This window comes from Streptomyces sp. DSM 110735, from assembly GCF_016482685.1.
Classification (GTDB): domain Bacteria; phylum Actinomycetota; class Actinomycetes; order Streptomycetales; family Streptomycetaceae; genus Streptomyces.
In genome coordinates this window covers 44,663-57,785 of sequence record NZ_JACYHF010000027.1, presented here as the reverse complement: position 1 = coordinate 57,785, position 13,123 = coordinate 44,663, and the positions used below count along the sequence as shown (strand labels likewise).

Below are 13,123 nucleotides of genomic sequence, written 5' to 3'. Positions count from 1 at the left end.
CCCCCCTGAAATGGGAACGCGGAAGCGGAGAGACGGAAGCGGAGATTTCGGGGCTGAACTGCCGAAGCCGGGCCGCGGGAGCCGGGCCGTGGAGGCGGTGGGGCGGGGGCGGCGCTGCGCAGGCGGGGATGGTGAGGGCGCGGATGTGAAGACATGACGTGCCGTCGACACCGGGCGGTCGGAACCCTTCCGGGATACCGACGCTTCGGTAACATGATGTTCCGTATGGCGCACGTTCCTGCGCTGTGCGCAACAGAATCCGCGCGGGAGGACCGTCGCGTCAAGGGCTTCCCGCAGATGCGGCCCGAACCGGGCCGGCGATGGGGAGAGTTGAGCCATGAGCCGCACGCAGAAGCGGTCCGGCCGCGACGGGGCGACCACGGCGGAGGCGAGCGCTCCGGAGCGCGGCGGAGGCGCAGCCACCCAGGAGCGGGGCGGCGGACGGGGCGGTGCCGGGGCGGTGCAGTCGGTGGACCGCGCGGTGAGCGTGCTGGAGATCCTGGCCCGGCACGGCGAGGCGGGGGTCACGGAGATCGCCGACGAGCTGGACGTGCACAAGTCCACGGCGTTCCGGCTGCTCGGCGTCCTGGAGAACCGGGGTCTGGTCGCCCAGGCGAAGGACCGGGGCAAGTACTACCTCGGCGCCGGGGTGCTGCGCCTGGCCGGGGCGGCGGCCGTGCGCCTCGACATCTCGCAGGAGGGCGTGCCGGTCTGCCGCGAGGTGGCGGACGAGCTGGGCGAGACGGTGAACATCGCGGTCCTGGACGACGACGCTGCCGTCAACATCATGCAGGCCAGGGGCACCGCCTCGGTGACCGCGCAGAACTGGCTCGGCAGACGCAGCCCGCTGCACGCCACCTCCAGCGGCAAGGTGCTGCTCGCGCACCTGCCCCCGACCCTGCGCGAGGGTCTGCTCGCCCGCCCGCTGCACCGCTTCACCGAGCGCACGGTCACCGGCGCCGCGATGCTGCGGGCGGAGCTGGAGGCGGTCGTGGAGCAGGGCTACGCCATGACGGTCGAGGAGCTGGAGCTGGGTCTGGCCGCGGTGGCCGCGCCGGTCCGCTCCCACGACGGCAAGGTGATCGGAGCGATCACCGTGTCGGGGCCGGTGTACCGGCTGCACGCGGACCGGCTGCCGGAGGTGGCGAAGCGGGCGGTGGCGGCGGGCGCCGAGCTGTCCCGGCGGATGGGGTACGGCTTCTGACGCAGCGTCGACTCATACGGTCAACACCCGCGCGGGGCACGGTTCTCCGGCCCCGCGCGGTGGTGTGTCCGGCAGGTTTCGGCCGTCGGATTCCTTTTGCCAAGGGTTAACGCGCGCCCCTTGACGGTCCGGTGACGGCGTTCTCACTATGTTCCTCATCGCGCAACCCATCGTGCACAGCGCAACAGGAGAGGAGCCTGTCGTGCCCCACGAGGTCTGTGTTTCCGGCTGTGTCTTCGGCTGTGTCTTCCCCCGTGTCCCCGGCCGCCCGGAGCGGGGCGTGGTGCCGGGTCCGACGGTGGTCCGGTGACGCCCCGGGTGGTGGTCGTCGGGGCCGGGATCGTCGGCTGTTCCCTCGCCGACGAGCTGACCGCGCGCGGCTGGACGGACGTCACCGTGCTGGAGCAGGGTCCGTTGCCGGCGCCGGGTGGTTCGACCTCCCACGCGCCGGGGCTCGTCTTCCGCACCGGTCCGTCGCGGACGCTGACGCGGTTCGCCGCCTACACCGTCGAGAAGTTCTCCTCGCTCGACGTGGACGGGGTGCCGTGCTTCGAGCCGGTCGGCGGTCTGGAGCTGGCCACCACCCCGGAACGCCTGGCCGATCTGCATCGCCGGGCCGGGTTCGCCGCCTCCTGGGGCGTGCCCGGCGAGGTGGTGAGCGCGGCCCGTTGCAAGGAACTCTGGCCGCTGCTGGACGAGTCGGTGGTGCTCGGCGGCTTCCACACCCCCGGCGACGGGCTGGCCCGCGCGGTGCTCGCGTGCCGTGCGCAGATGGACCGGGCGGTCGCGCGGGGTGCCCGCTTCCTGGACCGGCACACGGTGACCGGGGTCGAGCGGGAGGACGGCCGGGTCACCGGAGTGCACACCGACCGGGGTTTCTTCGCGGCGGACCATGTGGTGTCGGCGGCGGGGTTCTGGGGTCCGGTCGTGGGCCGGATGGCCGGGGTCGACGTGCCGTTGCAGCCGCTGGCGCACCAGTACGCCCGCACCCGTCCGCTGCCCGAGCTGAGCGGGGCGACGGCCGAGGCGACGCGGCCGATCCTGCGCTTCCAGGACGCCGACCTGTACTTCCGCGAGCACGGCGACCGGATCGGCATCGGCTCGTACGCGCACCGGCCGCTGCCCGTGGACCCGTTCGCGGTGCCTGCGTACGACGCGGCGCGGGCGGCGGGCCGGGAGATGCCGTCCTCGTACCCGTTCACCGAGGAGGACTGGGCGCCGAGCTGGGCGGAGTGCCGACGGCTGCTGCCCGCGCTGCGGGGGACGGAGATCGAGAGCGGGTTCAACGGGGTGTTCTCCTTCACCCCGGACGGGATGCCGGTGCTCGGGGAGTCCCGGGAGCTGCGGGGGTTCTGGCTGGCCGAGGCGGTGTGGGTGACGCACTCGGCCGGTGTGGCGCGGGCGGTGGCCGAGTGGATGGTTGACGGACGTCCGTCGATCGATGTGCACGACTGCGATGTCACGCGTTTCGAGGAAGCGCAGCGTTCACAGGCGTATGTCCGTGAACGCGGTTCACAGCAGTTTGCCGAGGTGTACGACGTCATCCACCCCCTCCAGCCGTTGAAGCGTCCACGGCCGCTGCGCGTGAGCCCCTTCTACACACGCCAGCAGGAGCTGGGCGCGTACTTCCTGGAGGGCGGCGGCTGGGAGCGCCCGCACTGGTACGAGGCGAACGCGGCGCTGGTGGCGGACTTCGGGGGCGGAGGGGGCGGAGGGACGCTCGGTGACCCCGGCACCCCCGGCGCCCTCGGTGATCCCGGCGCCCCCGGCGCCCCCGGCGCCCTCGCGGACCTCCCGGCGCGCGACCCCTGGGCCGCCCGCCACTGGTCCCACGTCGCCGCCGCCGAGGCGCGCGTCACCCGTGAACGGGTCGCCCTCTACGACATGACCCCGCTGCGCCGCCTGGAGGTCACCGGTTCCGGCGCGCTCGCCTTTCTCGACCGTCTGACCAGCAACAACCTCCGCAAGAAGCCCGGCGCGGTCACCTACACCCTGCTCCTGGACGAGTCCGGTGGCATCCGCTCCGACCTCACCGTCGCCCGTCTCGGTCCCGAGCACTTCCAGGTGGGCGCCAACTCCCCCGCCGATCTCGACCACCTGCTCCGCCACGCGCCCGACGACGTCCAGATCCGGGACATCACCTCCGGCACCTGCTGCGTAGGCGTCTGGGGACCGCTCGCCCGTGACCTCGTCCAGCCGCTGACCGGCGACGACTTCTCCCACGAGGGCTTCGGCTATTTCCGCGCCAGGCGGACGTACCTCGGACACGTGCCGGTCACGGCGCTGCGGCTGAGCTATGTGGGGGAACTCGGCTGGGAGCTGTACACGACCGCCGACCTGGGGCTCCGGCTCTGGGACACGCTGTGGGAGGCGGGCCGCGACCTCGGGGTGATCGCCGCGGGCCGCTCCGCCTTCAACTCGCTGCGGCTGGAGAAGGGCTACCGCGCCTGGGGCACCGACATGACCACCGAAGACACCCCCTACGAGGCGGGACTCGGCTTCGCGGTCCGCATGGACAAGGAGCACTTCACCGGGCAGGAGGCACTGCGCGCCCGGTCCGAACCCACCCGCGCGCTGACCCCGCTCCTCCTCGACGACCCCGCCGCCGTGGTCCTCGGCAAGGAGCCGGTGCACCTCGACGGAGTCCCGGCGGGGTACGTGACCAGCGCGGCTTACGGCTACACGCTCGGCCGGTGCATCGCCTACGCGTGGCTGCCCGCCGGGCTCGCCCCGGGGACCGGCGTGCACATCGAGTACTTCGGCGAGAAGCTTCCGGCGACGGTGGCCGGGGAGCCACTGTTCGACCCGGGGATGAGCCTCATCCGCCGCTGACCGGTCCGGCTCCCCCGACCGGCGCCGTCACCGGCCGACCCCGTCCGCCGACCCCGTCCTCCGCCCCAGTCCCCGTCCCTTCAGGAGGTCCGCACCGTGTCCCCCGCTCACGACGTGATCGTCATCGGCCTCGGCGGCATGGGCAGCGCCGCCGCCCGTCATCTGTCCGCGCGCGGCGCCCGGGTGCTGGGGCTGGAGAAGTTCGGTCCGGCGCACAACCGGGGCTCCAGCCACGGCGGTTCACGGATCACCCGGCAGTCGTACTTCGAGGACCCGGCGTACGTGCCGCTGCTGCTGCGCGCCTACGAGCTGTACGAGGACGTGGAGCGGTCCACCGGCAGGGAGATCGCGACCCTGTGCGGCGGAGTGATGGTCGGCCCGCCCGACTCGCGCACGGTCTCCGGTTCCCTGCGCTCCGCCACCGAGTGGGACCTGCCGCACGAGCTGCTGGACGCCAAGGAGATCCGCCGCCGCTTCCCGACCCTGAACCCGTACGACGACGAGGTGGCGCTGTACGAGGCGAAGGCGGGACTGGTCCGCCCCGAGGCCATGGTCTCCGCCCATCTGGAACTGGCCGCCGGGCAGGGCGCCGATCTCCGCTTCGAGGAGCCGGTGCTGAGTTGGGAGCCGTACGGGGACGGCGTACGCGTCCACACCGCGCGCGCGTCGTACACCGCCGGGCAGTTGGTGATCTGCCCCGGCGCGTGGGCGCCCCAACTCCTTGCCGATCTGGGAGTGCCGGTCACCGTGGAGCGGCAGGTCATGTACTGGTTCCAGCCGAGGGGCGGCACGGAGCCGTTCGTGCCCGAGCGGCACCCGGTCTACATCTGGGAGGACGCGCGGGGCGTCCAGGTGTACGGCTTCCCGGCCATCGACGGAGCTCAACTCGGCGCCAAGGTCGCCTTCTTCAGGAAGGGGCAGGTCACCACCCCGGAGACCATCGACCGGACCGTGCACGAGCACGAGGTGCAGGCGATGGCGGACCACATGTCCCGCTGCATCCCGGATCTGCCGGGCACCTTCCTCAAGGCGGCGACCTGCATGTACTCCAACACGCCCGACGAGCACTTCGTGATCGCCCGCCATCCCGCGCACCCCGGCTCGGTGACCGTGGCCTGCGGGTTCTCCGGGCACGGCTTCAAGTTCGTGCCGGTGGTCGGCGAGATCCTGGCCGACCTCGCGCTGACCGGCACGACCGCGCACCCGATCGGTCTGTTCGACCCCGCCCGCTTCGGCACCTCGCCCGACGGAACCGCCACGCCCGAGCAGACCGCCGCCCCCGACCCGGGAGACCGCCCGTGACGACGACCCCGATCTCCCCGGCAGGTCCCCTCCCCCCGAGCCTGGTCGCCACCCTGCCCGGCGCCTACTACACCGACCCGGAGATCTTCCGGCGCGAACAGGCTGCCCTGTTCGAGTCGATGTGGATGTGCGTGGTGCGCGCCGCCGACCTGGACCGCCCCGGCGCCTACCGCACGGTCCAGGTGGGTCGCGAGAGTGTCGTCGTCACCCGGACCCGCGCCGGAGAGCTGCGCGCCTTCCTCAATGTGTGCCGTCACCGGGGCGCCCGGCTGTGCGTCGAGGAGTCCGGGCAGGTGCGCCGGAATCTCCAATGCCCGTACCACGCCTGGACGTACGACCTCGAAGGGCGCCTGATCGCCGCGCCGAACCTGGTGCGGATGCCGGACGTGGACCGCGAGCGGTACGGCCTGGTCAAGGTGGCCCTGCGCGAATGGCTCGGCTACGCCTGGGTGTGCCTGTCCGACGAGCCGCCCTCCTTCGAGGACACCGTGGTCCACGCGGCCGTCGAACGGCTCGGCGACCCTGCCGCCATCGAGCACTACGGCACCGAGCGGCTCGCCCTCGGCAAGCGCGTCACCTACGACGTGAGAGCCAACTGGAAGCTCATCGTCGAGAACTTCATGGAGTGCTACCACTGCGCCACGATCCACCCCGAACTCACCGAGGTGCTCCCGGAGTTCGCGGAGGGGTACGCCGCCCAGTACTACGTGGGCCACGGCGCGGAGTTCGGCACCGGGGTCGAGGGCTTCACGGTGGACGGCAGCGCGGGCTTCGGCAAACTCCCCGAGGTGAGCGCGGAGCAGGACCGCCGCTACTACGCGATCACGGTCAAGCCGACGGTGTTCGTGAACCTCGTCCCGGACCACGTCATCCTGCACCGGATGTTCCCGCTGGCCGAGGACCGCACGGTGGTGGAGTGCGACTGGCTGTACGCGCCGGAGGTGGTGGCGTCGGGGGCGGACGTGTCGAAGTCGGTGGAGCTGTTCCACCGGGTCAACGAGCAGGACTTCGCGGCGTGCGAGCGCACCCAGCCGGCGATGTCCTCCCGCGCCTACCGGTCGGGCGGGGTGCTGGTGCCCAGCGAGCACCACATCGGCGGCTTCCACGCGTGGCTGCTGGCCGCGCTGGATGCCAACTCCCGTGACTGAAAAGCGATTCAGCGGGTATCCACCCAGCCTCTTCCTCCTCTCCAGGCCCACCAGGAGTCCGCCCGATGACCACCACCGAGCCTTCGTCCGGTTCGCACCACCACGACGACACCGAGCTGGCCGAGTTCGGCTACCGGCCCGAACTCAAGCGCACGCTGGGCAACTTCCACACCTTCGCCGCCGGGATCAGCTACATCTCCATCCTGACCGGCACGTTCCAGCTCTTCTACTTCGGCTACGGCAGCGGCGGTCCGGCCTACTGGTGGTCCTGGCCGATGGTGTTCCTGGGTCAGTTCGCGGTGGCGCTGTGCTTCGCGGAGCTGGCCGCCCGGCATCCGGTGGCGGGGTCGGTCTACAACTGGTCGAAGAAGATAGGCAATCGGCATCTCGGCTGGCTCGCCGGATGGATGATGCTCATCGCCTCGATCGTGTCCATCGCGGCGGTCGCCCTCGCCTACCAACTGACGCTTCCTCAGATCTCGTCCACCTTCCAGTTCGTGGGCGACGGCACGGGCACCTACGACGTGGCGACCAACGCGGTCATCCTTGCCGCTGTGTTGATCCTGTTCACCACGCTGGTCAACGCCTTCGGGGTGCGGCTGATGGCCACGATCAACGCGACGGGCGTGTTCATCGAGCTGATCGCGAGCGTGGTGCTGGTCATCGCGTTCGCCGTGCACATCACGCGCGGACCGGGCGTCGTCCTGCACACGAACGGCACCGGCTCCGGGCACAGCGCCGGATACCTCGGCGCCTTCCTGGTGGCGTCGCTGGCGTCGGCGTACGTCATGTACGGCTTCGACACGGCGGCGTCGCTCGGCGAGGAGTCGCTGGACCCCTCGCGCAACGCCCCGCGCGCCATCGTCCGTGCGGTGGTCGCCTCCTTCGTGCTCGGCGGTCTGGTGCTGCTGCTCGCGCTGATGAGCGTGTCGAGCCTGAAGGGCGACAAGCTGTCCACCGACGGCCTCCAGTACGTGGTGCTCGACGTGCTCGGTCCGACGGCGGGCAAGGCGATGCTGTGGTGCGTGCTGATCGCGGTCACGGTGTGCGCGCTCGCGGTGCACACGGCGGCGATCCGGCTGGCGTTCGCGATGGCCCGCGACAACAACCTGCCCGGCTCCGCGCTGCTGGCCCGGGTGAGCCCGCGCTTCCGGACCCCGGTCCTGCCCGCAGTGATCATCGGCGTCCTCGCGCTGGCGATCCTGGTGGTCAACATCCGCCAGCCGCAGATCTTCACCGTGGTCACCAGCATCGGCATCGTGATGATCTACCTCGCCTATCTGGGCGTCACCGCGCCGATGCTGGTCGCGCGGCTGCGCGGCACGTGGCGTCCCGCCGGTGACGGCAAGTTCTCGCTGGGTCGCTGGGGGCTGTTCGTCAACGTGGTCGCGGTGGTGTGGGGCGCGGGCATGACGCTCAACCTGCTGTGGCCGCGCGCCGCCGTCTACAACGCGACCGCGCCGTACCACTGGTATCTGCGCTGGGGCGCGGTGCTGTTCGTGGCTGTGATCGCCGGAGGCGGATTCGCCTACTACTGGTTCGTGCAGCGCCACCGCACCGGGGTGCTCGCCGGGCACCGGCTGGAGGAGCCCGCGCCGGACACGGCGCTGGGCACACCGGCTGCCGACTGAATTCCGTCTCAGGGGAGGGCTGTTGCGATGAGCGGCGACACGTTCGACTACGTGGTGGTCGGCGGCGGCACGGCGGGCAACGTCGTCGCCGCCCGGCTGTCGGAGGACCCGGCCGTGACCGTGTGCGTGCTGGAAGCGGGCCCGAGCGACGTGGGCGTGGACGACGTGCTCCGCCTTGAGCGCTGGATGGGCCTGCTGGAGTCCGGCTACGACTGGGACTACCCGATCGAGCCGCAGGAGAACGGCAACGACTTCCTGCGGCACGCCCGCGCCAGGGTGCTCGGCGGCTGCTCCTCGCACAACTCCTGCATCGCCTTCTGGGCCCCGGCCGAGGACCTGGACGACTGGGCGGCCCGGGGCTGCACGGGCTGGGGCGCGGCGGACCTGTTCCCGCTGTACCGGCGCGTGGAGGACAACGACGCGCCCGGCGAGCACCACGGTCGCGGCGGACCGGTGCGGCTGCGCACGGTCAAGGGCGCGGACCCGTGCGGCGCGGCTGTGCTGAAGGCGTGCGCGCAGGCGGGGATTCCGACGGTGCCGTTCAACTCGGGCCGCACGGTGGTGCGCGGCGCCAACTGGTTCCAGATCAACGCCGACGAGAACAACGTCCGCCAGTCCTCCTCCGTGGCCTACCTCCACCCGGTGCTCGGCAAGCGTCCCAACCTGGAGGTGCGCACGGGGGTACGGGCGAAACGGCTGCTCCTGGAGGGGCGGCGGTGCGTGGGCGCGGAGTATCTGGACCCCGACCTCGTCCACACCCGCACCGTACGCGCCCGCCGCGAGGTGATCGTCTCCTGCGGCTCGATCGACTCCCCCAAGCTCCTCATGCTCTCCGGCATCGGCCCCGCCGCCCATCTCCGCGAGACCGGCATCGAACCGGTCGTGGACTCCCCCGGCGTCGGCGCGAACCTCCAGGACCACCCCGAGGGCGTCATCATGTGGGAGTCCCGGCAGCCCATGCCCACCACCTCCACCCAGTGGTGGGAGGCGGGCATCTTCTACGACACCGAACCGGGCCTGGACCGCCCCGACCTGATGTTCCACTACGGCTCGGTCCCGTTCGACATGAACACGGTCCGCTGGGGCTACCCCACCTCGGAGAACGCGTTCTGCCTGACCCCCAACGTCACCCGGGCACGCTCACGCGGGACGGTACGGCTCCGCACCCCCGACTTCCGCGACAAGCCGGTGGTCGACCCGCGCTACTTCACCGACGAACACGACGTACGGGTGATGACGTATGGCCTACGGCTCGCCCGGCGGATCGCCGAGCAGCCCGCGCTGGCGGGGTGGGCGGGGGCGGAGCTGGCGCCTGGCCCGGATGTACGGACGGACGACGAGCTGCTGGAGTACATCCGCCGGACGCACAACACGGTGTACCACCCGTCCTGCACGGTACGGATGGGCTCAGCCGATGACCCTGCCGCTCCCCTCGACCCCCGGCTGCGGGTCAAGGGGATCGCGGGTCTCAGGGTGGCGGACGGCTCGGTGATGCCGGACCTGATCTCGGTGAACCCGTGCATCACGACGATGGTGATAGGTGAGAAGTGCGCGGACCTTTTGAGAGAGGATGGCTGAACTGGCTTCAGCAACTGCCAAGCGAGCCCGTCCCGATCTCGTGAATCTCTGCACCTGAACAAAACGTGATGGCCTGATCCAATGAAGACGCGATGGCCGGGTGGGTGGTGACCTTCTCCATGGACAACACCAGGAAGTGCTGGGCGTGGTGTTCCTCGATCACTTCTCCAATGCGTCTGACGTTGATTGAGTCTTCCGGCTCGAATTCAATGTGGCAAAGATCGAAGCCACGCTTCTCTGCGTACTCAACAAAAAGTTTCTCCTGCATGGCGATGAGTCCGTCTGCATCCTCCGGGTGAATGCGCAGATAGGCAACGGCTTTGGGGCGAGCGTAAGTGGACATGATGCTGCACCTCGAACGTTTCTCGCGGGGAACAGAAAATGCAACCCTTTGATCGATTCGGTCGCCATAGGGTTCGCGCAAGGAGCTAGTCGTTCAGGGCGACTGCGCACCAGACGACTTTGCCGCCAGTCGGTGGGTGGTAGTAACCCCATTCCTTGGACACGCTTTCCACCAACTGCAGACCACGTCCGCCCTCGCTGGTAAACGACACAGCCCCGGAGTAAACCGGCGGCCGGGTGTCCGGGTCGGCTACCTCGACCAGGAGCCGCGCGTGATGGTGCCGCAGGGTCAGGGCCAAGCGCTCGGACAAGGCTGCGTGGGTCGCGTGCTGTACAGCGTTGGTGACCAGCTCGGAGACGGCCAGGGCCGCCAAATCAATGGCATTACTCGACACGCGCCACGCGTTCAGGACGTCGCGGGCATGGTGTCGCGCCCAACGCACCGCGTCCGGCTGTGCAGCCAACTCAAGTCGACTGACCAAGGTTTCCTGGGGCATGGGCACTCCCTTGTGTCTCGCGGCCTGGGGGTGAAGTACCTAGCGAGAGCATCGGGGTCAGTACCACGGTCATGTCATGGCGCGGCTGCATGAGCGGGTATGCATGGGATGCATGGAACGCCGGACGACAGGCGTCTGTCGTCCCTAAGTTGGGCAGGTACAACACCTGCACAGCAAGCGAGGTACGACAGATGGCACCGGCAGAGGCTCGGTTCTGTTCGTGCGGTACCCGACTGGCCCGGGACAACCGCACTGAGCGGTGCTCAGCCTGCATACGTCGTGCGCAGCGCCAGCCCGTCAGTGAAGCTCCGAGCCCTCCGCCCGAATTCTGGCGGCACCCTCTCATGGCGGAAGCCCTTGATTCCTGGCATATGGGTCAGGTGTTCTACGCTTACCGCACACACCCCTGGCACGGGAGGGTGCTTTCCCAAGAGACGCTTGCCGCATGGCTCGACCTCAACCAAGCGCAGCTCAGCCGTATTGAGAGCGGCAAGCCGCCTCAGGACCTCGGCAAGCTTATGAAGTGGGCGCATAGCCTCCGCGTTCCAGCAGACCTACTGTGGTTCAAGTTGCCCGCCGCCCAGCAGGCGGCCCCAACCGGGGGTGCGCTTGCGATGGACCCAATCGAAAAGCCAGCCGCAGAGCCAGACAAGGTGTCGGCCGGCGTGCTGCTTCCGGTCGTTATCCATGGCCGTACGGTATTGGTTCCGGTAGACGCTGAAACTCTCACAGTGAACGGGTTGGATGAACTCTTCAACCACTCGACTGCTACTGCCACGGACTCCGTTGGAAGAGAAGCAATGAGTCCCTTTAATCGCCGTGATTTCTTGAAGACCGGTGTTGCCGCTGCCGCCCTGCCGAGCCTCGGCCTTGACGACACTCGCCGTTACCTCGACGGTCCCGTTGTCGCCTACTTCGGCCGTGTCCTCGAAAAAGCCAAGCGCGATGACGGTGCACTCGGCCCCAAGAAGACACTGCCGGTCATGCTCGGCCTGCTTGATGCGATCGAGGGTCAGGCGCGCCAGGTGAAGCCGGGCGTCCGCCGTGAGTTGCTGACCCTTGGAGCCGAAGGCGCAGAATTCGCCGGATGGTTGTACCGGGATATCCAACAACCACAAGCGGCCGTGTTCTGGTACGACCGTGCCATGGAGTGGGCGCAAGAAGCCGACAACGCCGCCCTGCAGGGATACGTGCTGCTCAAGAAATCCCAGATGGCCTATGACGAGCGGGATGCCCTCCGGGTGCTCACACTCGCCCAGGCTGCAGGGCATGAGCGGTGGCAGCTCCCCACCCGTGTGCGGGCCGAGGTGACGCAGCAGGAAGCACTGGGCCGCGCCATGCTCGGTGACCCGCTGGACATGGTGCGTGGACAGTTGGACACCGCCGCAGCTCTCTTGGCGAACGCTCCCGACGACGACCCCGAAGCACTCGGGGCATACTTCAACGGGCACACTCGATTGCTCCGTGACGCTATTACCCTTACCGAGGCCGGTAAGCCGAGCATGGCTGTGGACCTATTCAGCGACGTGCTCAGCACCAGCGCCATGTCCCGCCGCGACACGGGGTTCTTCAACGCTCGACGGGCAGCGGCATTGGCACTCAGTGGCGAGCCTGACGAGGCTGCGAAGGTCGGCACGGATTCCGCGGCGGTGGCACATGAGGTGAAGTCAGCACGAACCATGCGCGTCTTGGGCGAGGTACTGCAAAGTTTGGACCGGTGGCGCAGTCGGCCTACGGTACGAGAATTCCGCGACATGCTTAATCGGGCTGGCTGAGCCAGTCGGTCACCGTGCGAATGACGAACGCTTGGTATTCCTGACTTTTGGGCTCTCGGTACTGGGGATCGTCATGGACGGCAAAGCCGTGCTGCGAACCCTCGACGGGGACGAGTTGCACCGGAGCTGTGAAGCGCGGTAGAGCATCGCGGGAGGACTCGAACGGCACCAGCGTGTCAGCGGTGCCGTGGACGATGAGAGTGGGTGCCTTCACTTCGCCGAGCGCTTCGTGCGGCTTGAGCCAGAACACCTCATTGAGCATGGGACGGCCGTGGCGGAGCGTTGGCGTGAACTGAAGAGATCCGTGCTCGGTGAGTTCCGCGGCTGCCGCATCGCCGATGACGTCGTCTGCCCAGTAGTCCCGGCTGTCGATAGTCCGGCGTTTGTAGTCGAGCTGCGGATTGAACAGCACCAGCCGCGAGATTTCTTCCGGCCGCTTGGCCGCGTAGTAGGCGCAGATACCGCCGCCGAAGCTCGCTCCGAGGAGGGTGAGTTGGTGGGCTCCCGTTTCCTGTCGCAGGTACGCCAGCATGACGCGGACGTCGTTGAGGATCATGGAGAGCGTCAGCTCTTCCTGCTGGCCTTCGCTCTGGCCGTGCGCCCGGAGGTCGAAGCGCAAGCTGGCAATGCCAGCCTCTGCAAGACCCGTTGCGAGCCGGGTGAAGAAGCCGCCCTCCTCTCGAGTGACCCCGCCGCCATGCACCAGGAGCACAGCATGTTGCGTCGGCACTTGGGGACGTTCGAGGGTGCCCGCGAGATGCAAGCCGTCAAGGGTCCGTACCGTCACGCCGTCAGTTGCCACAGGGGCAGCGTA

Annotated in this window: 10 protein-coding genes; 7 read left to right on the top strand and 3 right to left on the bottom strand. The window is 69.1% G+C overall.

Annotation, left to right across the window (positions count from 1 at the left end; all coding sequences use genetic code 11):
- Positions 1-460 precede the first annotated feature (460 nt).
- From IF655_RS28230 to IF655_RS28205, 6 genes are all read left to right on the top strand, one after another.
- On the top strand, positions 461-1,204 hold the full coding sequence (locus IF655_RS28230) for an IclR family transcriptional regulator (RefSeq protein ID WP_199587988.1): 744 nt from the start codon (positions 461-463) through the stop codon (positions 1,202-1,204).
- A gap of 306 nt (positions 1,205-1,510) precedes the next feature.
- On the top strand, positions 1,511-4,036 hold the full coding sequence (locus IF655_RS28225) for an FAD-dependent oxidoreductase (protein WP_199587971.1): 2,526 nt from the start codon (positions 1,511-1,513) through the stop codon (positions 4,034-4,036).
- Positions 4,037-4,132: 96 nt separating this feature from the next.
- Positions 4,133-5,338, top strand: a complete 1,206-nt coding sequence (solA, locus tag IF655_RS28220) for an N-methyl-L-tryptophan oxidase (protein WP_199587970.1) — start codon at positions 4,133-4,135, stop codon at positions 5,336-5,338.
- Positions 5,335-6,486: an aromatic ring-hydroxylating dioxygenase subunit alpha gene (locus IF655_RS28215; RefSeq protein ID WP_199587969.1), complete on the top strand. Its 1,152-nt coding sequence runs from the start codon at positions 5,335-5,337 to the stop codon at positions 6,484-6,486. Before solA ends, IF655_RS28215 begins: the two co-directional genes overlap by 4 nt.
- Before the next feature lie 65 nt (positions 6,487-6,551).
- The gene (locus IF655_RS28210; RefSeq protein ID WP_199587968.1) at positions 6,552-8,117 is read left to right on the top strand and encodes an APC family permease; all 1,566 of its coding nucleotides are present in this window, start codon (positions 6,552-6,554) and stop codon (positions 8,115-8,117) included.
- A 27-nt stretch (positions 8,118-8,144) separates the two neighbouring features.
- Positions 8,145-9,695: a GMC family oxidoreductase gene (locus IF655_RS28205; RefSeq protein ID WP_199587967.1), complete on the top strand. Its 1,551-nt coding sequence runs from the start codon at positions 8,145-8,147 to the stop codon at positions 9,693-9,695.
- A gap of 7 nt (positions 9,696-9,702) precedes the next feature.
- Here IF655_RS28205 and IF655_RS28200 read toward each other — a convergent pair whose 3' ends face one another.
- Positions 9,703-10,038, bottom strand: coding sequence for a hypothetical protein (locus IF655_RS28200; protein WP_199587966.1), 336 nt, complete (start codon positions 10,036-10,038; stop codon positions 9,703-9,705).
- Between the two features lie 85 nt (positions 10,039-10,123).
- A complete protein-coding gene (locus tag IF655_RS28195) occupies positions 10,124-10,534 on the bottom strand; it encodes an ATP-binding protein (protein ID WP_199587965.1) in 411 nt (136 codons plus the stop codon).
- 344 nt (positions 10,535-10,878) lie between these two features.
- On the opposite strand from IF655_RS28195, the gene IF655_RS28190 reads away from it, so the two are divergent.
- Positions 10,879-12,309, top strand: coding sequence for a helix-turn-helix domain-containing protein (locus IF655_RS28190; protein WP_199587964.1), 1,431 nt, complete (start codon positions 10,879-10,881; stop codon positions 12,307-12,309).
- Here the strand turns inward: IF655_RS28190 and IF655_RS28185 are convergent.
- Positions 12,293-13,111 (bottom strand): alpha/beta hydrolase, encoded by an 819-nt coding sequence (locus tag IF655_RS28185; RefSeq protein ID WP_199587963.1) that lies wholly within the window; start codon positions 13,109-13,111, stop codon positions 12,293-12,295. The two genes, IF655_RS28190 and IF655_RS28185, sit on opposite strands and share 17 nt — an antisense overlap.
- Positions 13,112-13,123 lie beyond the last annotated feature (12 nt).